The following is a 21,454-nucleotide window of genomic DNA, read 5'->3' as shown; positions in this document are numbered from 1 at the left end:
GGGCCGGTGTGCGGGGCCACGATGGCTGCTCGATGCGGTGTCTGGCCGCGCTCGCCCGCCTGCGCGGGCTGCGCCGGCTGCTGATGCCTGATCGGACGTGGCGTTGGTGCCGGTGCCGCCGTATCGCCGCCGTGGCGTTCGTCTCCGCGCCGCCGTACGGCTGTGGCGTTGGTGCCCGTGCCGCAGTATCGCCGCCGTGGCGTTCGTCTCCGCGCCGCCGTACCGCCATGGCGTTCCTCCCACGCCGCGGGTCGGCCCGCGCGAGCTCCGCCGGCCTCCGTGTGTCTGGCCGGCGGGCCTCCGCCTCCCCGCGTCGGCTGCACCGCTTTCCGGGCGGCGAACCGGCGAATCCGCCCGCGTCGGCCGCCTCGCCCCCCTTGGCTGCATCGGCTCCTGGACGTCCGACCGGCGGGCCCGCCGCCTTGCGCGCCGGCCCCGGCGCTTGGCAGGACGGGGCCCCGGTCGCAGGATGGTGCCTGTGAAAGAGCTGGCAGGACGGCTCGCGGCGCTCGACCCGGACGCGGGGGCCGCGTTGCAGGTCATCGCGTACTTCGACCGCCTGACGGAGGGCCGGGTCGGCCTGGAGGCCCTGGTGCGCGGCGCCGCCGTGCTGTCCGGCTGCACTGCCCGGCTGATCGACGAGCGGCGCGGCGTACGGGTCCGGGTGACGCCGGACGGACGGCGCGACGACTCCGCCGGGCCGGTCGACCCGGCGTGGCCATGGGTGCCGCTGAAGCCCGTCGCGTCCGCGGCGCCGGATGCCGCCTCCGCCGCGTCCCTGGCGTTGGACACCGCCTCTCTTGCGTCCGCGGCGCTGGGTACCGCCTCTGCCGCGGCCCCGGCGCTGGGTACCGCCTCCGTTGCGTCCGCGCCGCCAGCCACCGCCTCCGTCGCGTCCGCGGTGCCCGGTACAGCGTCCGTCGCGTCCGCGGTGCCCGGTACAGCGTCCGTCGCGTCCGCGTTGCCGGGTACAGCCTCCGTTGCGTCCGCGCCGCCAGCCACCCCCTCCGTCGCACCCCCGGTGCCGGCCACCGCCTCTGTCGCGCCCCCAGCGCTGGCCACCCCCGCATCCCCGCCGCCGGACACAGCCCCCGCAGCTGTCCCGGAAACCCCGGCCGCCCTCTGGCTGGAGCGCCCCGGGCCGCCCGACGGTGTGCAGGCCATGATCCTGGAGCGGGCGGCGCGTGCCGTACGGGATGTCATGGACCGTACGCGCGGGTGGGCGCCCCCGGCTGTACCCGCGACGCACGATCCAGCGCTGGTGGAGGTGGTGCTGGACGCGTCCGCGCCGCAGGCCGCGCGGAGGCATGCTGCGGCACAACTGGGGCTCAAGCAAGGTGAGTTGGTGCGGGCGGTGGCGTTCCATGAGGGCGGTGCGGAGATCGTGGCCGCCGGTCGGCGCGTATCCGAGACACGGCGGGCCGGGGTAGGGCCGGCCGTCGAGCCCGCCGAGCTCCCGCACTCGTGGGCGGCCGCCAGGACCGCGCTCCGGCTGACCGCCGAGGGCACCGCACAGGATCCCGGGGCGCGCACGGTGTACGCCGAGGAGCTCGGCGGTCTGGCCCTGCTCGCCACCGCCGTGGGCCCGGGCACCCCGCCGATTCCCGACGTACTCGCCGTGGAACGCGCCCTGGCCGAGGCTCCCTGGGCGGCCGCCACGCTCCACGCCGTGGCCGCCGCCCCCAGTCTGCGCGCCGCGGCAGCCGAACTGACGGTGCATCACTCAACCCTCCAGGAACGCCTCGCACAGGCCGAGCACATCCTGGGCTGGGACGTACACGCGCCCCAGGGCCGACTGCGTCTGCAACTTGCCCTTGCTGTACGGAAGTTGCGACGCACCCCGGCGGACACCGGGACGGGACAGGCGGCACCCTCGGCGTAAACGCCCCCCGTCGCCCCGTCGCCCCGTCGCCCCGTCGCCCCGTCGCCCCGTCGTCCCGCAGCCCGCGACCATGCGTCGCGGGAGCCCTACGGCCGCTTCCCCCTGTACCGCATCTCCCGAGGGCTCACCCCGAACCGCTGTCGGAACGCCGTGCTCAGTGCGCTCGCCGAGGAGAAGCCCGAGGTGTACGCGAGGTCGGTGATCGTCAGGTGTTCGCAGTCGCCGCACTGGAGGCGCTCGCGGACGAGGCGGAGGCGTTCTTCGCGGATCAGGTCGCGGGGGGTGGTGCCCGCGCGTTGCAGGGCCAGTTGGATCTGGCGGAGGGACCAGCCGAGGGCGTGGGCCATCGACGTACCGGTGAGGGCGGGGTCGGCGGCGTGCTCGCGGACGTAGCGGCGGACCATGGTCTCGACGTCGGTGAGGTGCCTGGATCCGTCCGGGCGGTCGTCGCCGGTGGCGAGCATGCACAGCAGCTCGACGATGCGGTCGGAGACGGCGTTGAACTGGGGGTCGGTGAGGTGCTCCCGCTCGGTGTAGAGGTCGTTCAGCATGGAGCCGACCACCCGGCCGAGGCCTCTGCTCAGGTCGAGCCCGGTGGCCAGCGGCGACTTGCGGTTCAGCGGGCCGTCCACCTCGCGGGCCGGGATCGTGAAGATGAACGCCTGTGTGGACGCGTCCTGGAGGCACTCGAAGGGGGATCCGAAGGAGACGAGCGTGCCGGTCCCCGGCGTCAGCCGTGCCTCCTGACCGTCCTGGCGCAGGACGATCTCGCCGGTGAGCGGAAGCAGTAGGCGGTAGTCCTCGTCGGGGTCCTCCCGGAGCTGCCCCGCGGTTCTGCTGTACTCGATCTCGTCGGACCGGAATCTGACGAGCTGGTAGGTCTCGGTGCGCTGGCGGACCGTCTCGCCGCGGAAGTTGTCGGTGCGGGCGTACCGGTAGCCCATCCGGGACTGGTAGGACCCGATGTGCTCGCTCCAGAAGTCGGTCCGCTCGCGCGGATCCACCTCACCGGTCGACTGTGATTCCACGAGGTAGCTTCCCGCCGGCAATGACACCTCAACTCCCGTACTGCTGGCCACAGTTACGCGCCGTCAGCCTAGTGCACACAGCCCGTGCGCATGACAACAACTTCCTTGCGCGCCGGGGCAAGCGCGGGCGCGGGCGCGCGGCTACCGTCGTGCGCCGCGCCCACTCGCGCCCCACCCCTCTCCCTTCCACCTCCCACCCCTTCAACGCACATATGCATACGAGGACTTGAGGACCCATGACCGAACGGATACCGGAGGCGGCGTTCTGGTGCCTGGCCGTCGGACTGCTCGCCGTCACCGTGCTGCTGCTGCGCCAGCACGGCATCACCGGGCGGCAGCGCAGACGGACCGCCGAGCTGGCGGACGGAGTGCGGGCCCGGGACGAGGAGCTGCGCCATCTGGTCGCGGTCCGGCTGCCCGCCCTCGAGGAGGCCCCGCACCAGACCGCTCCGGCCGTCGGTCTGCTCGACGCCCGGCTGGCCGACACGGACTTCGCGAAGTGCCTCGACAGCGTTCTTGAGCGCTTCTCCGGCGCCGTGGAGCACGCGCAGTCCCGCGCCGACCAGTCCGCGAAGGCCGCCCTGAAGGCGTCGATGCGCTCCATCCAGGCCCTCGCCAACGAGCAGCAGGTGTCCATCTCCGAGATGCAGGACCGGCACGACCACCCCGACGTGCTGCGCGATCTCCTCGAAATCGACCACACCAATGCCCAGTTCGGCCGTCGGGCCCAGGCCATCGCCGTGCTGTGCGGCTCCTGGCCCGGACGGCAGCGGTCCACCTCCGCGCTGATCGAGGTCGTCCGCGGCGCGACCTCCCGCATCCGCGACTACCGGCGCATCCGGATCAATGGACAGGTGGACATCGCGGTCGAGAGCCGCGCCGTGGAACCGGTGGTCCTCGCGGTCGCCGAGCTGCTGGACAACGCGGCACGCCACTCGCAGCCCAACACCAACGTCGAGGTCAACGTCCAGTCGGTGCACAACGGCGCCTGCGTGATCATCGACGACGCGGGCGTCGGCATGGACGGGCAGGCGACGGAGCACGCCGCCGCGCTGCTGTCCGGCCGGCACGCGGTGGACGTCACCCGTCTCGACGACCCGCCCCAGTTCGGCTTCGCCGTCATCGGCGTGCTCGCCGCGCGCTACGGCTTCAGCGTCTCCGTGGACACGCGCTCGCCGTACGGCGGTGTCCGCGCCGTCGTGTTCGTACCGGCGGCCCTGCTCACCCACGTGGACACGGTCGAGGACGTGCCGCCACCGGCCGAGCCGACACCGACGCCCGCTCGTACAACGACTCGTACGTCCCCTCGTACGACCGAGCCCGCGGAGGCCACCACGGCCGGAGGACTGCCCAAGCGGCGCCGCCGCGCACCCCAGGCGCCGGCGACCGCCGCAGAGCCGGCCGCCCTCCCGGCCGAGGAGGCCGGCGGCCGGTCGGCCGAGGAGAACGCCCGGCGCATGGGCGCGTTCGCGCGCGGCACCCGCTTCGGCCGGGCCGCCCAGGACGCCCCCGACGCCGACGAAGCCCCCCACGAGAACGAAGGGAACACACAGGGATGATCGCGCCCATGACCAACGAGCTGGGGTGGATGCTCGACGAGGTCCTGAAGGTGCCGGAGGCGCGGCACGCGATCCTGCTGTCCGCCGACGGCATGCTCCGGGCCCACTCCGCGGACATCGACCGCGACGACGCCGAGCGGTTGGCCGCGGGCCTGTCCGGGGTGCAGTCGATCAGCCGCAGCACAGCCGAGTTCTGCGGCAGCCCGCACACACCGTGGCGGCAGACCCTGATCGAGTTCGCGCACGGGTACGTCTTCCTCGTCGCCGCGGGTGAGGGCGCCTACCTTGCGGTGTCCACCACCGAGAACGTGGACATGGAGGCGGTCACCTACCGCATGCACAAGCTGGTCGACCGGCTCGGCAAGGAGCTGACCAGCCCGGCCCGGCAGGACACCGGCAGTCCGGCATGACGCCCCGGCGCCGTCCCGGAGAGCGGCTGGTGCGGTCGTACGTCGTCACGGACGGCCGCGCCCACCCGTCCCGCAACACCCTCGACCTCGTCACGCTGCTGATCGCCGCCGACGATCTGCCGCTGACCGGCCTGAGCCCGGAGAAGCGCCGGCTGATGGAGCTGTGCAGGCCAGGAGCGCTGTCGGTCGCCGAGGTGGCCGGGCATCTGGAGCTGCCGGTCAGCGTCACCAAGGTGCTGATCGCCGACCTGATGGACAGCGGTCACATCGTCACCCGCGCGCCGATCCCCTCCGCCCGCCCTTCCGACACCCGCATCCTCCAGGAGGTGCTCGATGGGCTCCGCGCCCGCCTCTGAAGCCATGTATCTGCGCGAGGGGGTGCAGACCGCGGTCAAGCTGCTGATCGTGGGCCACTTCGCGGTCGGCAAGACCACCTTCGTCGGCGCGCTCTCCGAGATACGGCCGCTGCGCACCGAGGAGGTCATGACCCAAGCAGGCGCCCTCGTCGACGACTTGGCCGGTACGAAGGACAAGACGACCACGACGGTCGCCCTCGACTTCGGCCGCCTCACCCTCAACGACGCCCTGGTGCTGTACCTGTTCGGCACTCCGGGGCAGCAGCGCTTCACCGAGCTGTGGCAGGACATGACACGGGGAGCGCTCGGCGCGCTCGTCCTGGCCGACACCCGCCGCCTGGACCAGTCCTTCGAAGTCATGGGCGTACTGGAGGAGTTGGGCCTGCCGTACGCCGTCGCCCTGAACGACTTCGACGACGCACCCGCACACGATCTGGACGAGGTGCGCGAGGCCCTCGACCTGCTGCCCTCGACGCCGCTCGTACGCTGCGACGCCCGTGACCGCGTCTCGTCCACCGAGGCGCTGATCGCCCTCGTCGAACATCTGCTGACCCGCACCGGCGAAAGCCGCCCAGGCGAACTGGAGCACGCGTGACCGCCGTACCCCCACCGGGCTGCCCCTTCCACGAGCCGTTGCACGGCCCGGAGTTCGCGGCCGACCCGGCCGCCGTCTACCAGCGGCTGCGGAGGCTCGGACCGACCGCTCCCGTGGAACTGGCACCCGGAGTCCAGGCGACGCTCGTCACCTCGTACGACGCCGCCCTGCACGTCCTGCGCAGCCCGGAGACCTTCTCCAAGGACCCGCGCCGCTGGAAGGACCTGGCCAACGGCACCGTCCCGATGGACAGTCCGGTCGTGCCGATGATGATGTACCGGCCCAACGCGCTGTTCACGGACGGCGAGGAGCACCGCCGGCTGCGCGGGGCGATCACCGACAGCCTGGCCCGGGTGGAGCCGAACACGCTGCGCGGATACGTGGAGCGCAGCGCCGACACCCTCATCGACCGGTTCGCTCCGCTCGGCACGGCGGACCTGCTCGGCGAGTACGCGCAGGTCCTGCCGCTGCTCGTCTTCAACCACCTCTTCGGCTGCCCCGCCGACTACGGTGTCCGGCTGGTCGAGGGCATGTCCGGGATCTTCGACGGGGTGGACGCCGAGAAGGCGAACGAGCTGCTCACCACCACCCTGCTCGACCTGGTCACGCTGAAGCGGGCGAGGCCCGGGCAGGACATGACGTCCTGGCTGATGGCGCACCCCGCCGGGCTCACCGACGAGGAGATGATCCACACCCTCGTCGTGCTGATGGGCGCCGGCACCGAGCCGCAGCAGAACCTGATCGCGAACAGTCTGCGGCTGCTGCTGTCCGACGACCGCTTCGCGGGCGACCTGTCCGGCGGCAGCCTGCCGGTGGAGGACGCCCTCGACGAGGTGCTGTGGACCGACCCGCCGATGGCCAACTACGCCGTGCACTACCCGATGCACGACGTCGTGTACGAGGGCACGCTGCTGCGGGCGGGCGATCCGCTTGTCGTGAGTCTCGCCGCCGCGAACACCGATCCGGCCCTGACGGCCGATCAGCGGGCGGGAAACCGCGCCCACTTGGCATGGAGTGCGGGCCCGCACAACTGCCCGGCGCAGAGCCCGGCCCGGCTGATCGCGGCGGTCGCGGTCGAGAAGCTCCTCGACCGCCTCCCCGACGTCGAACTTACCGCGCCCGTCGAGGAGTTGGCCTGGCGCCCCGGCCCGTTCCACCGCGCGCTCGCCGCACTGCCCGTACGCTTCCCGCCCGCCACCGCGGTCGTACGACCCGACAGTGGGCGGCAGCCGCACGCGCAGCCCGACCCGGCGCCCGTGACGCAGCCGCCCACCGAGGTGCCCGACCGCCCGAGGAGCGGCTGGGCACGGCTGCTGGCGTGGTGGCGCGGGGAGTGAGCCCTTCCGCGGTGGGACTGGTCCCTCCGCGGTGCTACGAAACGCGTACGGGAAGGGAGCGGTGGCCGTTGGAGATGAAGGAGTCCACCGGCCGCAACTCCTCCGAGGGAACCGCGAGGTGGAGGCCCGGGAACCGGTCGAAGAGCGCCGGGAGCGCGATGCGGGCCTCCAGTCGGCCCAGCGGGGCGCCGAGGCAGTGGTGCACGCCGTAGCCGAAGGCGAGGTGCTCCTTGTCGGCGCGGGTGACGTCGAAGCGGTCGGCGTCCTTGCCGTGCCGCTCGGGGTCGCGTCCGGCGGCGGCGTACGCGGCGAGGATCGCCTCGCCCTTGCCGATCACGGCTGCGTCCGGGCCGCCGAGTTCGGCGAGCGGGAGGTCCTCCACTGCGTACCGCAGCGGCAGGCTCGCGACCGGCGCGTCCGCACGCAGCGTCTCCTCGATCACGTCGTCCCAGGTGGCGCGGCCCGCGCGGACGTGCGCCAGCTGCTCCGGGTGGGTGAGCAGGGCGTGCACGGCGTTGTCGATGAGGTTGACCGTGGTCTCGTGCCCGGCGCTGATCATCAGCACCAGGGTGTCGAGCAGCTCCTGCTCGCTCAGCCGGGTGTCGCCCTCCTCGTCGCGGGCCGCGATCAGCCCGGAAGTCAGGTCGTCGCCGGGCGACTCCCGCTTGGAGGCGACGAGTTCGGCCAGCAGGGCGTACATCCGCTCGTAGGCGGCGGTCATCTCGCCCGGGTCGCTGGAGGTGTCGAAGAGCCGGTCCACCAGACTCCGCAGCACCGGCCCCCGCTCCTCGGGCAGCCCGAACAGCTCGCTGATCACCTGGATCGGCAGCGGATAGCAGAACTCCTCGCGCAAATCGACGGTCCGGGAATCGCGCCCGGCCTCCTCGATCCGGTCCAGGAGCTGCCGGGTGATCTCCTCGATCCGTGGCTGGAGCGCGGCCGTCCGGCGCGCGGTGAACGCCTTGGAGACCAGAATGCGCAGACGTTTGTGGTCACCGCCGTACGCGGTGAACATGTTCTGCACGGCGACCCAGGTGAACAGCGGCCAGTCCGGGGTGATCTCCCCGTTCGCGAGCCGGGGCCAGTGCTGCCGGGCGTCCTTGGACACCCGCGGATCGGTCAGCAGCCGCTTGAGCAGCTCCGGACTGCTGACCGCCCAGGCCTCCACTTCACCGGGGAGCACCACCCGGGCCACCGGGCCCCTGGCGCGGATGCGGGCGGCTTCTCCGTGAATGTCGCGGCCGGTCGCGTCTATCACTAAGGGGCTTGGGTTTCCCATCGGGAGCCTCCCTGGCACTCGAACGTCAATACGGCACGTCACGCTACGCGGGGGTACGGTTCCCCAGCGAGACCGCCTGGCGCTCGGTGCGTACGCGGGCAACTTCCCTGCGCGTACCCGCAAGTGCTCCTAGGCCTCGGTCGCCGCCCGCCGCTGCTGGTCGCGGCGGTGCAGCAGGCGTCGGCGGGGTTCCTGGTCCGGGAGCCAGCCGAAGGTGAGGCAGCTGCCGGTGGCTCCGAGGAGGAGGCCGATGAGGAAGCCGCCGAGGTTGGAGGTGAGCCAGGTGCCGAGGGAGAGGAGGATGCCGAGCAGGGAGTAGAAGAGGCGCTGGGACGGGTTGAAGAGGATCAGCAGTCCGCAGAGCAGCATCACCGTGGGCAGGAGATAGCCCGCCATTCCCTGCATGCCGATGTGCATGACGACCTTCAGGGACGCCTTCTCGGTGAGGAGGATCTCCGCCCCGGCCAGGGTGAGCAGCAGCCCGCCCCAGAAGGGGCGGTGAGCGCGCCACTGCCGGAAACCGGACCTCAGGTTCCGGACGGAGGACATCAGCAACCCGTGTCGCTGAAGCGGAGTTTGAGACCGGGGAGCTTGAACACCGCCGCCGTGGTGGCGTAGTTGGTCTGCCGCAGGTTCGCGATGTGCACGGTGTCGGCCTGCTGGCTGAACACGCCCTTGGGGCCCTGGACCCCGGCCTTGGTGAGCGTGCTGGCGTCGTTGCCGATCTCGATGTTGTCGAAGGACGCGTCGCCCGACAGCTCGGTCGAGTCGGTCGTCAGGTGGGTCGCCTGCACCTTGTCCGAGCCGCTGCCCGCGGTGATGAGCAGGTTCGTACCGCCCAGGTCGACGCTCTGGCACAGCTTGGTGAGCGTCGCGTTCTTGATCGCGGAGGTGACGACCAGGACCTGGCCGCCCGTGTCGCCGGCGTTCGGACTGCCCTCCGCCATGTTGTCGAGGGCGCCGAACTGCTCGAAGCCCGTGCCGTTGAGATCTGTCGCGGTGACCGTGAACGGCATGCCGGAGATGGCGAATTGGACGCCCAGCGCGCCCTGGGCGGTGAGGATCATCAGCCCCGCGGCGATCGCGGTGGCGGGCACCGCCATCACGGCGGCACGGCGCAGGCGGACCCGCCCGCGTCTCGCGGAAGCGCTCTCCAGGTCTTCGGGGGTGGAATCGGTGGACGCCGCGGCGTCCGAGGACGAGGCCATGTCTGCTCCCTGGGCATAGTCAATGCAGGTGGGGCTTCGGCGGCTCGTTGCCCTGGCGCGGACAGCGGCTGTGGCGCACGGCTCCTCACAACTCCCGGAGGATGCAAGGGCTTTCCCGTTACGCCGCAGTAGCCGCCGAGGAAGTTACCCGGGGTTACATTCGAGGGTCAAGCGACTTGTGGGAAAAGGGTGTTGATTGTGTCCCGCCTGTGAGTGCGAGGCCTTCCTGACCTTCAACTTCCTTGCTGTGCCTTGACGTTGAGCATCCATCGGGTCTACAACTCTCCCTTGTTTCCCAAGGATCCGTGGCGCCGGATCCACGGCGCGGCGATGTCACCCTCCCGGCCCCCGCCAGTCGCGGGGCGTATGTGACGCATCCGAACGCGCGGCGCGCCATCCCTCACCCCGCCACCCCCCCCATGGCACCGGCACGGCCGCCTTCCCCCCTTGGGCCGTGCCCGGTTGCCCTGCTGCCGCTGCCGTTCCGTCGCGTACGGAGAAGGCGTCACGGACCGGCAGCGGCCCCAGGCCCCGCACCCCCCTTCGGAGAAGAGGCACCCCCATGCGTACTCGATCCCTCCTTGCCCTCGTCGGCGTCGCCGCGGCACTCTCGGTCTCCGCGATCGCCCCCGCCTCCGCGGCCGACACCCCGGTGCTCACCACCGGCGGCGCCGGCGGAACCCCCGTCGCCACCGGGGACGTCCTCAGCGCCTCGCTGGCGAGCGGCACCGCGGCCACGCTCTACTCCAGCAGCACCGGCACGAGCGGCGTCTCCTGCTCGTCGTCGACCTTCACCGCCACCGTCGTCGACAACCCGGCGGCCCCCGGTACGGCCACCGAGTCGCTCACCGGGCACACCTTCGACAGCAGCACATGCACGAGCAACGTCGTCGGCGTGCTCGGCGTCACGAGCATCACGGTCGACAACCTGCCGTACACCACCACGGTCGCCTCCGACGGCACCGTCACCGTCACTCCGGCCGCAGGCTCCACGATTCAGACCACGGTCAAGCTGCGCACGCTGCTGGGCAGCATCAGCTGCGTCTACCAGGCGGCCAGTCTGTCCGGGACGGCGAGCAACACGGACAACAGCATCGCCTTCACCAACCAGCAGTTCACGAAGACCTCGGGTTCGTCCCTGTGCTTCAGCAACGGCTACTTCACCGCCACGTACGCACCCGTCTCGGACACCGGCCAGTCCGACAGCCCGGCGGTCTTCGTCAACTGACCGCTCAGCGGCGCCGTCGGAGGGTGATGGCGACGCCCGCGATGAGGAGGAGCGCCGCCGTTCCCCCGGCGACCAGGGGGAGCGCGGCGCTGCTGCCCGATGTGCTGTCAGCGGCGGGCGCAAGGTGATCCGGCGCGGTCTCCTGAGCCGGTGAAGTGGTCACCGGCGTCGGCGAGTCGGCCGACTGTGCCGGTGACGTGCTCGTCCGCGGAGGAGTGGTCGCGGGCGCCTGCTTCGCCGGTGCCGTCGTCTTCTGGGCGGCCTCGGCGCTCCGGCTGTTCCGCGTGGGCGTCGACACCTTGCTTCCGTCCGACAGCACCACGTCCGAGCACGAGTAGTACGTATCCGTCGTGCTCGAGTTCTGCCAGATCGTGTACAGCATCTGGCGGCCGGTCCGGTCGGACGGCAGCTTGGCCTTGATGTGGTAGGCGCCGTTCACCAGAGCCGGATCGGTGGCGGTGGCGAACGGCTGCGCCGGCAGGTCGGACCACTTCAGGGGCCGGGTCGGGTCGTACCCCGGCTTGGTCAGATAGAGCTTGAAGGTCCCCGTGTGCGGGATCGTCGAGCTGTACGTGAGGGTGAAGCTCCCGCCGGGGGTCAGTCGGGTCGACGGCCAGTCCGCGCGGGCGAGGTCGAGGCCCTTGTACGCGGGCAGGCCTCCGCTGCACAGCTGCCCGTCGGGGATCACCTGGCGGTCCCTGCCGCCGACCCCCGCCACCCGGAGGTTGTCCCAGGCCGTGAAGGGCGCCCCGTTCGCGGCGATCGCCGCCTTGCAGGCCGCTGTCCGGATCAGGCTCCCGCCCTCGGGCGAGCACGCCGCGACCCGGCTGACCGGATCCGTCGGCGCGCCGTGCGCCTGGGCGGGCCCCGCGGCCCACGTCGCGAGGAGCAACGGAGCCGCCAGGGCGACAGCGGCCGCGGTGGCGGTGCGGTAGGCGGTCATCCGGTGGGTCTCCTCGGTGCGTCGGCGAAGCGGATCGAGCGGATCCGATCGGGCGGATCGGGCGGATCCGAGCGGATCGATGGGATCGAGTGGGTCGAGTGAGTCGGTCACCGCGCGCGGCCGCGACCTACTCCTCGCTCGGAACACCGTGAAGTACGGGGCCACGGCGCCGTGCGTTCAGATCCGCGATCCGTGCGAAAAGGCATCATCCCGGCCAACTGCCCGCATTCGAGGGTCGGTTACCGGCCAGATCGAGGGTTTCCCCTGTATCCCTCTTACCTGCGCTTTGCCTATCGTTCGAGCACAGACGGCCCACAGGAAACCCCTCACCGGGTCGCACGCGCATGGCCGGCCACCGCGCCGCTTTCTGGTTTTGCACCCCCCGCCGCTTCGACGACGAGGCGAATCGTCCGCTCCTCCGCACCGCATCGCGCTGCCCGGAGCCGGCCACGAAAGGCAATCCCTTGCGTCCCTCCCCCTCCCGCGATGCCAGACGGAAGCTGCTGTCCGTCGCCGCGATATCCGCCGCGCTGCTGGCCGGTATGACCACCACGGTCGCCGCCCATCCGGCCACCGAGAACGTGCAGGTCACCCCCGCCGCCCAGGCGGCCGCCGCCCCCGCCGAGCGGCTGATCGTCGGTTACAAGTCCGGCGCCCCCGAGGCCAAGTCCAACAAGGCCGCCGACGCCGACGCCCGGGCCAAGGGTGACAAGGCCGGCGAGGACCTCGACTTCCAGCGCCGCCTCGGCACCGGCGCGGCCCTCGTCGACCTCGGCGCCGAGCTCAAGAAGGCGGACGTCGCCGACGTCATCGCGCAGTACCAGGCCGACCCGCAGGTCGCCTACGTCGTACCGGACCGCCTCAACAAGCCGCAGGCGGACCCGAACGACACCGAGTACGGCAAGCAGTGGGACCTGTTCGAGTCCACCGCCGGCATGCGCGTCCCGGGGGCCTGGTCCACCTCCACCGGCAGCGGCGTCACCGTCGCCGTCATCGACACCGGTTACGTGGCGCACTCCGACGTCGCCGCGAACATCGTCGGCGGCTACGACTTCATCTCCGACACGGCCGTCTCGGTCGACGGCGACGGGCGCGACAGCAACCCGGCCGACCCGGGCGACTGGTACGCCACCGACGAGTGCGGCGCGGGCACCGGCTCCAGCGACTCGTCCTGGCACGGCACCCACGTGGCCGGCACCATCGCCGCGGTCACGAACAACAACAAGGGCGTCGCGGGCATCGCGTACAACGCGAAGATCTCCCCGCTGCGCGTCCTCGGCAAGTGCGGTGGCTACGACTCCGACATCATCGACGCCATCACCTGGGCGTCCGGCGGCAGCGTCTCCGGCGTCCCCGCCAACACCAACGTCGCCAAGGTCATCAACATGAGCCTCGGTGGCTCGGGTGCCTGCACCTCCGCCACCCAGAGCGCCATCAACGCCGCCGTGAACCGCGGTACGACCGTCGTCGTGGCCGCGGGCAACGACAACGACAACGCCTCCAAGTACTCCCCGGCGAGCTGCAGCAACGTCATCACCGTCGCCGCGACCGGCCGTACCGGCTCCCGCGCCTCGTACTCCAACTACGGCTCGATCGTCGACATCGCGGCCCCCGGCGGTGAGATGAGCACTGGCACCGCCAACGGCATCCTGTCCACGCTCAACTCCGGTACGAAGACGCCGTCTTCGGAGTCCTACGCGTACTACCAGGGCACCAGCATGGCCACCCCGCACATCGTCGGCCTCGTGGCGCTGATGAAGTCGGCGAACCTGTCGCTGACCCCGGCTCAGATCGAGTCGGCCATCAAGACCAACGCCCGTGCCCTGCCCGGCACGTGCTCGGGCGGCTGCGGCGCGGGACTCGCGGACGCGACCAAGACCGTCCAGGCGGTGGCGTCGAGCGGCGGCACCACCTTCTCCAACACCACCGCCCTGTCGATCCCGGACGCCGGCTCGGCCGTCGAGTCGTCGATCGCCGTCAGCGGCCGCAGCGGCAACGCGCCCTCCACGCTCAAGGTCGGCGTCGACATCACCCACTCCTACCGCGGTGACCTGGTGATCGACCTGGTCGCGCCCGACGGTTCGACCTACCGCCTGAAGTCCTCCAGCACCTCGGACTCCGCGGACAACGTCAACACCACCTACACGGTCGACGCCTCCAGCGAGGCCGCCAACGGCACCTGGAAGCTCCGCATCCAGGACGTGGCCGCGCAGGACACCGGCACGCTCAACAGCTGGAAGCTGACCTTCTAGCAGACCGGTTGAGCTTTACGGGGGGAGGGGCCGTCCGACGCGCACACGTGTCGGCCGGCCCCTTCTGCTCGGCCGGTACGGTGAGCCGCATGCCCGAATCCTCAGCCCCGGCTCCCGCCGACGCGCCCGTGATCCTCAGCAACGCCGTGGGCTCGTTCCCCTGGAGCGTGCTGGCCGAGCGGCATCCGGCGCTCATCCGGAAGGTCCGGGACGCCTTCCCGTACGGCCCCGAACAGCACCGCGCGCTCGACGCCCTGCTCAAGAACAGCACCGAGGGTGTCATCGAACCGCTCGGCGCGCAGGCGGCGGACCGCGCGCAGTGGAACGCCTGGGGCCGGGAGTACTTCGGCCGGTCCTGGTTCGACGTGCCCTTCCTGTGGGCCGAGAGCTACTTCTACCGCCAACTCCTGGAAGCCGTCGGGTACTTCACCCCCGGCCCCTGGAAAGGCATCGACCCCTTCCGCCCCTTCAAACTCGCCGAACTCGACACCCCCGAGGCCGACGACGAGCTCGCCGCGCTGGACGAACTCGCCGGGCAGCCGGTCGAGGACCAGCAGGAGGCGCTGCTGCACGGCTCCCTGTGGGGCAACCGCGCGGACCTCGGCTTCCGTCTGAGCACGGCAGGCGGCGAAACGGCGATCGACTCCCCACTCGTCGCGAACGACAGCGAGGTGCTGCGGTCGCTCGTCACCGGAGGCACTCTCTGCCTGGTGGCTGACAACGCGGGCCGGGAGCTCATCCCCGACCTGCTCCTGATCGACCATCTCCTCCTCCACGGCCGCGTCGCACGGGCCGTCCTGCACGTCAAGCCGTACCCGTACTACGTCTCCGACGCCACAACGGCGGACCTGCTCGACGCGCTGCGCCGTCTCACCGCCGCCAAGGGCGCCGCCGCCGAGTCCGGCCATCGCCTCTGGTCGGCCATGACCGACGGCCGCCTCACGGTGCGGGCCCACCCCTTCTCCTGCGCCCCGTTTCCGTACGCCGACATGCCCGACGACCTTCGCCAGGAGTTCGCCGAGGCCGACGTGACGATCATGAAGGGGGACTTGAACTACCGCCGCCTCATCGGCGACCGGCTGTGGCCCGCCACCACACCCTTCGCGATCCCCACCGCGTACTTCCCCGGCCCGGTGGCCGCCCTGCGCACCCTCAAGTCGGACGTGATCGTCGGTCTCGACCCCCGCACCGAGTCCGCACTCGTCGCCGCCGAGGAACAGCGCTGGCGCACGAGTGGCACGCATGCGCTGATCCAGGCGAGGCCGTCACCTCTCAAGTGACCTGCAGTGGGAGCGACTTCAGACCGTTGATGAAGTTCGAGACGAGACGTCGGGGAGGCCCGGCGGTGCGCAGTGAGGGCAGGGCGCGCAGCGTCTCCTCGTAGAGCACGCGCAGTTGCAGGCGGGCGAAGTGGGCGCCGAGGCAGATGTGCGGGCCGTCGCCGAAGGAGACGTGCGGGTTCGGGGTGCGGGCGAGATCGAGCCGGTGCGGGTCGGCGAAGACGCGCTCGTCGTGGTTGGCCGAGGCATGGAAGACGACCACCTTGTCGCCCGCGCGGAGACGCTGCCCGGCCAGCTCGGTGTCCACGGCCGCCGTACGGCGGAAGGTGAGGACGGGAGGATGCCATCGCAGCAACTCATCCACGGCCGCGCCGAGTTGGAGGCGTCCTCCGCGCAGTCCGTCGTACGCGTCCGGGTGTTCCGCCAGCGCCAGCAGGCCCCCGGGAGCCGCGCTGCGCACGGTGTCGTTGCCCGCCACGGTGAGCAGGAAGAAGAACATCTCCAGTTCGGCGGGGGAGAGTTCGGGATCCGCCGCGAGGGTGGTCATCACATCGTCGCCGGGATGGTTCTTCTTGTGGATGGCCAACTGGTGCGCGTACGCGAACATGTCCCGCAGCATCGCCGGGGAGCGCGGATTGACGGGCCGGCCCTGCGCGTCGAGCACGGGCTCACCCGCCTCGTCGGGGTCCTGGTAGCCGATGACCCGCTGCGTCCAGCGCAGCAGCAGCTCCCGGTCGCGCTCCGGCACGCCGAGCAGGTCCGCGAGGTTGAGCAGGGCGTAGTCGTCGGTCACGGCGGTGACGAGGTCGCAGGTGCCGTCGCCCGCGCGGGCCCGCTCCACGGCTTGCCCGAGCAGCGTACGGGCTCTTTCGCGCGCGACCGACTCGAAGTGGTCGACGCGGCGCGGTGTGAACGCCCGGCTGACCAGGCGCCTCAACCGCCCATGTCCCGGCGGATCCTGATTGAGCATCATGCGCCCGATGAACGGCAGGTCGTCCGGGTCCGGATCGCGAATCTGTGTCGCTCCGAGATACGAGGAGTACGTGGCGGAATCCTTGAGGACCCGCACGACGTCCGCATGCCGGGTCACCGCCCAGAACCCCGGCCCCGCCGGCCAGCCGAGCACCTCGGGTTCCCGCTGCCAGGCGACGGGGTGATGGTCGCGGAGGGTGCGGTACGCGGCGTGGGGGACCCCATCGGCGTACCGCCGTGGATCGAAGACGTCCGGCACGGGCGGCGCGGTCTCGCGCGCGACGCTCACGCGCGGTCGCCCTCGCCCGCAGGTCCGGCCGGTGCGCCCGCGGGTGGGGCGGAGTGGTCGTCGAGCCCAGTCGTGGATGAGCCCGTTTCCTCCGTGCGCCCAGCCGTGGGTGCGACCGATTCCTCAGTGTGCCGAGCCATGGGTGCGTCCGCGCGGCCGGCCGCGGTTGCGCCGGTGTCGTCCTCTCGGAGGAAGTCCTCCACCACGCGGATTACCTCCAACGGGGTCTCGTCCATGGCGTAATGGCCCGCCCCGAGCAGCTCACGCACCTCGCCGCGGGGATACCAGGACAGCCAGGTCTCCCGCATCAGGCCCGCCGAGAGCGCGGGATCCAGCGCTCCCGTCACGGCCAGCGCGGGCACCCTCGCCCCCTCGACCTCGGTGTGGAAGTCCTCCCCGGCCCAGGAGTCCAGCCAGGCTCGGAACGCCTTCGCGTCGCTGAGTGCGAGCGAGCGGTCCACCATCCGGTCGAGCCAGATCGCGGGGCGGCGGCCGCCTGTCGTGAAGTCGATGATGGCGCGCCGGTTCCCGGGCTTGTGCGCGGCGTCGGCGAACAGCTCCCACTGGTCCGCGGGCATCGGCAGCCCCGACGCGGGCACCGGCGAGATCCCGACCAGACGGCGCAGCCGGTCCGGGGCGAGGGCCGACAGGCGCTGGGCCACGGCGCCGCCCATCGAGTGGCCGACCACCGAGAACCGCTCCCAGCCGAGCCGGTCCGCCAGCTCGACGAGATCGGCGGCCGCCTCGGCGGTCGTGTACGCGCCGACCGCGTCCTTCGCCTCCCCGTAGCCGCGCAGATCGACCAGCGTGTACTGGAACGCGGCGCGGTCGAGATCCGGCAGCACCGCCGCGTACGCGGACCGGTCGGCGAACCAGCCGTGCACGGCGAACACCTTGTGGGCGCCGTCGCCGTGCACTTCATGGGGGAGCACGAAGGAAGTCATGCGACCACGGTGACCGGGCGGGTGCGGGTCGGCAAGGGGCGTGCGGGGACACGTCCGTGGCGTGGGTCCCGGGCACCCTGACCCGGACGTCGGGCGCGCTGCTGCTCCCGCCAGGGGGAGCGTGGAGGGTTTTTCGCCCCCTCCGCCCCTACCCGTCCCGTACCTGGGGGTCTTCGCCCCCGCTGACCCCCGTAACGCGCTTCGCGCTCGTCCTCAAACGCCGGACAGGCTGAATCCTTCCCCGGCCGGAGCTAGAGATCTTTAGACCGTCCCGCGCAAGCGGATCGGCGCGGCACCCGCTCTGTGCGACGGCGAGGTAGTTGCGCAGGAACAGGCCGGCCGAGGCACCGTGCTCGTACCCTGATTCACGCGATGGTGTGAGCATGTCCCGGCAGACGGATCTCGCCGGGGGGCCATGGGTAGGGCCCGGCCATGACGCAGCCGTTCGCACTCCCGCACTTCTACATGCCGTATCCCGCGCGGCTGAACCCCCATCTCGACGAGGCGCGGGCCCATTCGGTCGAGTGGGCCCGCGGCATGGGCATGCTGGAGGGCTCCGGCATCTGGGAACAGTCCGATCTCGACGCACACGACTACGGGCTGCTGTGCGCGTACACGCACCCCGACTGCGACGGACCCGCGCTCTCGCTGATCACCGACTGGTACGTGTGGGTGTTCTTCTTCGACGACCACTTCCTGGAGACCTTCAAACGCAGCCAGGACCGTGACGGCGGCAAGGCCTACCTGGACCGACTGCCCCTCTTCATGCCGCTGGACCTCGCAACTCCCGTACCGGAGCCGGAGAATCCGGTCGAGGCCGGCCTCGCCGACCTGTGGGCGCGCACGGTGCCCGCGATGTCGATGGACTGGCGCGAACGGTTCGCCGTCTCCACCGAGCACCTGCTGAACGAGTCGATGTGGGAGCTCTCCAACATCAACGAAGGCCGGATCGCCAACCCCGTCGAGTACATCGAGATGCGCCGCAAGGTGGGCGGCGCCCCCTGGTCGGCGGGGCTCGTCGAGTACGCGACCGCCGAAGTGCCCGCCTCCGTGGCCGGATCCAGGCCCCTGCGAGTGCTGATGGAGACCTTCTCCGACGGTGTGCATCTGCGCAACGACCTCTTCTCGTACCAGCGGGAGGTCGAGGACGAGGGCGAGCTCAGCAACGGCGTCCTCGTCCTGGAGACCTTCTTCGGCTGCACCACCCAGGAGGCCGCCGAGACCGTCAACGACATCCTCACCTCGCGGCTCCACCAGTTCGAGCACACCGCCCTCACCGAAGTGCCCGGGCTGGCCGCGGAGAAGGGGCTCACCCCGGACGAGGTCGCGGCGGTCGCCGCGTACACGAAGGGCCTGCAGGACTGGCAGTCGGGCGGCCACGCGTGGCATCTGCGCTCCAGCCGCTACATGAACGAGGGGGCGCTGGAGGGCGAGCGGCCGTTCGGCGTCGGCGCCTTCGGCACGTCCGCCGTGGACGTCGGCGCCCTGCTCTCGGCAGCCGGGGCGGAGCGGCTGCGCGCGTACACCCACATCCCCTTCCAGAAGGTCGGACCGTCCCAACTCCCCGACTTCCACATGCCGTTCCAGGTGAGGCTCAGCCCGCATCTGCCGGGCGCCCGGGACCGCCTCACCGGCTGGATGCACACCATGGGCATGCTCCGGGAGGGTGTCTGGGACGAGGACAAGCTCGCCGCCTACGACCTGCCGCTGTGCGCCGCCGGTCTCCATCCGGACGCGACCGCGGAGGCCCTCGACCTCGGCTCGCAGTGGCTGGCCTGGGGCACCTACGGCGACGACTACTACCCGCTCGTCTTCGGCAACCGTCGCGATCTGGCCGCCGCCAAGCTGACCACCGCACGCCTGTCGGCCTGTATGCCCGTCGACGGCGAGGAGACCCCCGTGCCGGTCAACGGCATGGAGCACGGCCTCCTCGACCTGTGGCAGCGCACCACCGTCACCATGACCCCGGACGAGCGGCGCACGCTCCGGGCCGCGGTGGACGTGATGACGGAGAGCTGGCTGTGGGAACTGTCCAACCAGATCCAGCACCGCATCCCCGACCCCATCGACTATCTGGAGATGCGCCGCGCCACCTTCGGCGCCGACCTCACCATGGGCCTGTGCCGCCTGGGCCACGGTCCGAAGGTCCCACCGGAGATCTACCGCAGCGGCCCCGTCCAGTCGTTGGAGAACGCCGCCGTCGACTACGCGATGCTCATGAACGATGTCTTCTCGTACCAGAAGGAGATCGAATACGAGGGCGAGGTCCACAACGGCATCCTCGTCGTGCAGAACTTCTTCGGCTGCGACTACCCGACCGCGCTGGGCGTCATCCATGACCTGATGACCCAGCGCATGCAGCAGTTCGAACACGTCGCCGCCCGTGAACTGCCCCTCCTGTACGAGGATTTCAAGCTCTCGGAGGAGGTGCGCGGGATCATGGAGGGCTATGTCGTGGAGCTGCAGAACTGGATGGCCGGGATCCTGAAGTGGCACCAGGACTGCCACCGCTACGGCGCGGCGGACCTGGCCCGGCGTGCCCACGGCTTCGTACCGGACCGGGCGCCCGCCCTGCCGTTCACCCGGCCGGGGACCCCGGTATCGGCTGCTGTCCGAGGGGGGTCTCCGGCTGCTGTCTGACACTGGTCCGGGCCGCCTCGGAGAGCTCCGCGAGGAGTGCCGCGGCGGCCTCGGTGATCTCATGGACGTCGTGCCATCCGGGTAGTCCGACCAGGATCTCCAGCGCCTCGTCGACGCTGTCCCCGATGATCTCGGCCGAGCCCTCGGAATCGGCGTACAGCACGGAACCGTCCGCGCACACGAAATACGTACCGCCCGTGTCGTCGCCCGCTATCGGCTGCAGCGGGCCGTCCGAGGCCAGCATGACGTCCTCGACGTGGTCCGCGCGGGTCAGGTCGAAGTGGAAGGGGAACACGGCCAGTTCGGCCAGGTGAGGGTTCTCCCGGAGCAGCCGGAGGGCGTGATCGGTCATGTCACAGAACGTAACAGCCGCCACTGACAACGCCCTCGATCATGCCGCGGCCGCCGCGGTCAGACCGACGGCACCTCGCTCGCGACGGCCGCGTGGGCTGCTGCGGCGCGGGCCAGCGCCCGAACGATCGGGTGCGGGCGCGAGCCGTCACCGGACAGCTCCGGCTGGAAGAGGGTGGCCAAGTAGAAGGGATGGCCGGGGAGTTCGGCGATCCGGACCAGTCCGTCGTCGTCGTGACCGCTGAACCGCAGTCCGTGCGTGCGCAGGGTGTCGAGGTGGCGGGAGGGGCCGTACGCGCAGAAATAACGCTCGACCGTCCGTTCGGAGCCGATCACCGACTGGGCGAGTGAGCCGGGCTCGATCGTGACGGCGGCCTCGTGGCCCACGAGCGAACAGGCGAGCGGCTCGATGAGGAAGTCGTCGGCGTCGGGGTCGTTCTCGGCGTGCGCGACCCCGGTGAGGCCGCACACATTGCGGGCGTACTCGAGGAGGGCGTGCTGGAAACCGCCGCACGTGCCGAGGAACGGGACGCCGTCCTCGCGGGCGGTGCGGACCGCCGTGAGCACCCCCGCCTCACTGCGGTACGGGCTGCCGGGCAGCACCCACACGGCGTCGAAGCCGCGCACCGCTTCCGTGTCCTCGGCGTCCTCGGACGGGATCCAGTAGGCGTCCAGCACGATCCGGTCGCGGGTGGCGAGGGCGTCGAGGAGGAGCGGGATACGGGTGTGCGAGACGACGTTCGGGGAGCGGTCACCGACCAGGGCGACACGAGCGGTCCTTGCGGTGTGGGCGGGCTGGGCCGTGCGGGCGGTCTGTGCTGTGTGGACGGCCTGGGCCGAGCGGGCGGTCTGTGCCGTGTGCGTGGTCATGCCGTTCATCCTGGGCGCGCTCGCAGTTCAC

At 71.2% G+C, this 21,454-nt stretch carries 18 protein-coding genes and 1 pseudogene; 10 read left to right on the top strand and 9 right to left on the bottom strand.

The window, feature by feature from the left end; translation table 11 throughout:
* Positions 1-478: 478 nt before the first annotated feature.
* Entirely contained in the window at positions 479-1,882 is a 1,404-nt protein-coding gene (locus ACFY0T_RS20650; RefSeq protein ID WP_388872274.1) for a helix-turn-helix domain-containing protein, read from the top strand.
* An 86-nt stretch (positions 1,883-1,968) separates the two neighbouring features.
* Here ACFY0T_RS20650 and ACFY0T_RS20645 read toward each other — a convergent pair whose 3' ends face one another.
* Complete coding sequence (locus tag ACFY0T_RS20645; protein WP_388872458.1) at positions 1,969-2,931, bottom strand: AraC family transcriptional regulator; 963 nt, start codon at positions 2,929-2,931, stop codon at positions 1,969-1,971.
* A gap of 215 nt (positions 2,932-3,146) precedes the next feature.
* Here ACFY0T_RS20645 and ACFY0T_RS20640 point away from each other — a divergent pair, with 215 nt between their 5' ends.
* Genes ACFY0T_RS20640 through ACFY0T_RS20620 form a run of 5 tightly spaced genes read left to right on the top strand, consistent with a single transcriptional unit; the run spans position 3,147 to position 7,167 of the window.
* The gene (locus tag ACFY0T_RS20640) at positions 3,147-4,469 is read left to right on the top strand and encodes an ATP-binding protein (protein ID WP_388872272.1); all 1,323 of its coding nucleotides are present in this window, start codon (positions 3,147-3,149) and stop codon (positions 4,467-4,469) included.
* Positions 4,466-4,879, top strand: a complete 414-nt coding sequence (locus ACFY0T_RS20635; RefSeq protein WP_362017389.1) for a roadblock/LC7 domain-containing protein — start codon at positions 4,466-4,468, stop codon at positions 4,877-4,879. Before ACFY0T_RS20640 ends, ACFY0T_RS20635 begins: the two co-directional genes overlap by 4 nt.
* A complete protein-coding gene (locus tag ACFY0T_RS20630; RefSeq protein WP_388872269.1) occupies positions 4,876-5,235 on the top strand; it encodes a DUF742 domain-containing protein in 360 nt (119 codons plus the stop codon). The genes ACFY0T_RS20635 and ACFY0T_RS20630 overlap by 4 nt, the downstream gene beginning before the upstream one ends.
* On the top strand, positions 5,213-5,830 hold the full coding sequence (locus ACFY0T_RS20625; protein WP_388872267.1) for an ATP/GTP-binding protein: 618 nt from the start codon (positions 5,213-5,215) through the stop codon (positions 5,828-5,830). The genes ACFY0T_RS20630 and ACFY0T_RS20625 overlap by 23 nt, the downstream gene beginning before the upstream one ends.
* Positions 5,827-7,167 (top strand): cytochrome P450, encoded by a 1,341-nt coding sequence (locus tag ACFY0T_RS20620; protein WP_388872264.1) that lies wholly within the window; start codon positions 5,827-5,829, stop codon positions 7,165-7,167. The genes ACFY0T_RS20625 and ACFY0T_RS20620 overlap by 4 nt, the downstream gene beginning before the upstream one ends.
* Before the next feature lie 34 nt (positions 7,168-7,201).
* Here the strand turns inward: ACFY0T_RS20620 and ACFY0T_RS20615 are convergent, their stop codons facing one another.
* The 3 genes from ACFY0T_RS20615 to ACFY0T_RS20605 all read right to left on the bottom strand — a co-directional run bounded on the left by ACFY0T_RS20615 (position 7,202) and on the right by ACFY0T_RS20605 (position 9,654).
* A complete protein-coding gene (locus tag ACFY0T_RS20615; protein WP_388872262.1) occupies positions 7,202-8,446 on the bottom strand; it encodes a cytochrome P450 in 1,245 nt (414 codons plus the stop codon).
* 129 nt (positions 8,447-8,575) lie between these two features.
* The gene (locus ACFY0T_RS20610; protein WP_388872259.1) at positions 8,576-8,995 is read right to left on the bottom strand and encodes a DUF6114 domain-containing protein; all 420 of its coding nucleotides are present in this window, start codon (positions 8,993-8,995) and stop codon (positions 8,576-8,578) included.
* A complete protein-coding gene (locus tag ACFY0T_RS20605) occupies positions 8,995-9,654 on the bottom strand; it encodes a DUF6230 family protein (protein WP_388872256.1) in 660 nt (219 codons plus the stop codon). Before ACFY0T_RS20605 ends, ACFY0T_RS20610 begins: the two co-directional genes overlap by 1 nt.
* A gap of 562 nt (positions 9,655-10,216) precedes the next feature.
* Here ACFY0T_RS20605 and ACFY0T_RS20600 point away from each other — a divergent pair.
* The gene (locus ACFY0T_RS20600) at positions 10,217-10,882 is read left to right on the top strand and encodes a Tat pathway signal sequence domain protein (RefSeq protein WP_388872253.1); all 666 of its coding nucleotides are present in this window, start codon (positions 10,217-10,219) and stop codon (positions 10,880-10,882) included.
* A 4-nt stretch (positions 10,883-10,886) separates the two neighbouring features.
* Here the strand turns inward: ACFY0T_RS20600 and ACFY0T_RS20595 are convergent, their stop codons facing one another.
* Complete coding sequence (locus ACFY0T_RS20595; protein WP_388872250.1) at positions 10,887-11,825, bottom strand: lytic polysaccharide monooxygenase; 939 nt, start codon at positions 11,823-11,825, stop codon at positions 10,887-10,889.
* 464 nt (positions 11,826-12,289) lie between these two features.
* On the opposite strand from ACFY0T_RS20595, the gene ACFY0T_RS20590 reads away from it, so the two are divergent.
* Positions 12,290-14,077 (top strand): S8 family serine peptidase, encoded by a 1,788-nt coding sequence (locus ACFY0T_RS20590; protein WP_388872247.1) that lies wholly within the window; start codon positions 12,290-12,292, stop codon positions 14,075-14,077.
* Between the two features lie 89 nt (positions 14,078-14,166).
* Positions 14,167-15,357: a damage-control phosphatase ARMT1 family protein gene (locus tag ACFY0T_RS20585; RefSeq protein WP_388872244.1), complete on the top strand. Its 1,191-nt coding sequence runs from the start codon at positions 14,167-14,169 to the stop codon at positions 15,355-15,357.
* On the opposite strand, the gene ACFY0T_RS20580 is transcribed toward ACFY0T_RS20585, so the two are convergent.
* Positions 15,350-16,618 (bottom strand): cytochrome P450, encoded by a 1,269-nt coding sequence (locus tag ACFY0T_RS20580; RefSeq protein ID WP_388872242.1) that lies wholly within the window; start codon positions 16,616-16,618, stop codon positions 15,350-15,352. The genes ACFY0T_RS20585 and ACFY0T_RS20580 overlap by 8 nt on opposite strands.
* Positions 16,619-16,788: 170 nt before the next feature.
* A pseudogene (locus ACFY0T_RS20575) lies at positions 16,789-17,562 on the bottom strand (alpha/beta fold hydrolase); the annotation flags it as partial.
* A gap of 432 nt (positions 17,563-17,994) precedes the next feature.
* Between ACFY0T_RS20575 and cyc2 the strand changes: the two are divergent.
* On the top strand, positions 17,995-20,202 hold the full coding sequence (cyc2, locus tag ACFY0T_RS20570) for a germacradienol/geosmin synthase Cyc2 (RefSeq protein WP_388872239.1): 2,208 nt from the start codon (positions 17,995-17,997) through the stop codon (positions 20,200-20,202).
* On the opposite strand, the gene ACFY0T_RS20565 is transcribed toward cyc2, so the two are convergent.
* Both ACFY0T_RS20565 and ACFY0T_RS20560 read right to left on the bottom strand, forming a co-directional pair.
* Complete coding sequence (locus ACFY0T_RS20565) at positions 20,141-20,554, bottom strand: hypothetical protein (RefSeq protein WP_388872236.1); 414 nt, start codon at positions 20,552-20,554, stop codon at positions 20,141-20,143. The genes cyc2 and ACFY0T_RS20565 overlap by 62 nt on opposite strands.
* 59 nt (positions 20,555-20,613) lie before the next feature.
* The gene (locus ACFY0T_RS20560; RefSeq protein WP_388872234.1) at positions 20,614-21,423 is read right to left on the bottom strand and encodes a hypothetical protein; all 810 of its coding nucleotides are present in this window, start codon (positions 21,421-21,423) and stop codon (positions 20,614-20,616) included.
* Positions 21,424-21,454: the final 31 nt, after the last annotated feature.

It is taken from the genome of Streptomyces sp. NPDC001530 (genome assembly GCF_042894545.1).
In the GTDB taxonomy this organism is placed as follows: domain Bacteria; phylum Actinomycetota; class Actinomycetes; order Streptomycetales; family Streptomycetaceae; genus Streptomyces.
The sequence above is the reverse complement of the archived record's forward strand: the minus strand, read 5'-3'. Positions and strand labels throughout refer to the sequence as shown.

Excerpts from the sequence above, each read along its gene's own strand:
- ACFY0T_RS20640 (WP_388872272.1), top strand. The coding sequence starts at position 3,147 with ATGACCGAACGGATACCGGAGGCGGCGTTCTGGTGCCTGGCCGTCGGA.
- ACFY0T_RS20635 (WP_362017389.1), top strand. The coding sequence starts at position 4,466 with ATGATCGCGCCCATGACCAACGAGCTGGGGTGGATGCTCGACGAGGTC.
- ACFY0T_RS20630 (WP_388872269.1), top strand. The coding sequence starts at position 4,876 with ATGACGCCCCGGCGCCGTCCCGGAGAGCGGCTGGTGCGGTCGTACGTC.
- ACFY0T_RS20625 (WP_388872267.1), top strand. The coding sequence starts at position 5,213 with ATGGGCTCCGCGCCCGCCTCTGAAGCCATGTATCTGCGCGAGGGGGTG.
- ACFY0T_RS20615 (WP_388872262.1), bottom strand. The coding sequence starts at position 8,446 with ATGGGAAACCCAAGCCCCTTAGTGATAGACGCGACCGGCCGCGACATT.
- ACFY0T_RS20610 (WP_388872259.1), bottom strand. The coding sequence starts at position 8,995 with ATGTCCTCCGTCCGGAACCTGAGGTCCGGTTTCCGGCAGTGGCGCGCT.
- ACFY0T_RS20605 (WP_388872256.1), bottom strand. The coding sequence starts at position 9,654 with ATGGCCTCGTCCTCGGACGCCGCGGCGTCCACCGATTCCACCCCCGAA.
- ACFY0T_RS20600 (WP_388872253.1), top strand. The coding sequence starts at position 10,217 with ATGCGTACTCGATCCCTCCTTGCCCTCGTCGGCGTCGCCGCGGCACTC.
- ACFY0T_RS20595 (WP_388872250.1), bottom strand. The coding sequence starts at position 11,825 with ATGACCGCCTACCGCACCGCCACCGCGGCCGCTGTCGCCCTGGCGGCT.
- ACFY0T_RS20585 (WP_388872244.1), top strand. The coding sequence starts at position 14,167 with ATGCCCGAATCCTCAGCCCCGGCTCCCGCCGACGCGCCCGTGATCCTC.
- cyc2 (WP_388872239.1), top strand. The coding sequence starts at position 17,995 with ATGACGCAGCCGTTCGCACTCCCGCACTTCTACATGCCGTATCCCGCG.
- ACFY0T_RS20565 (WP_388872236.1), bottom strand. The coding sequence starts at position 20,554 with ATGACCGATCACGCCCTCCGGCTGCTCCGGGAGAACCCTCACCTGGCC.
- ACFY0T_RS20560 (WP_388872234.1), bottom strand. The coding sequence starts at position 21,423 with ATGACCACGCACACGGCACAGACCGCCCGCTCGGCCCAGGCCGTCCAC.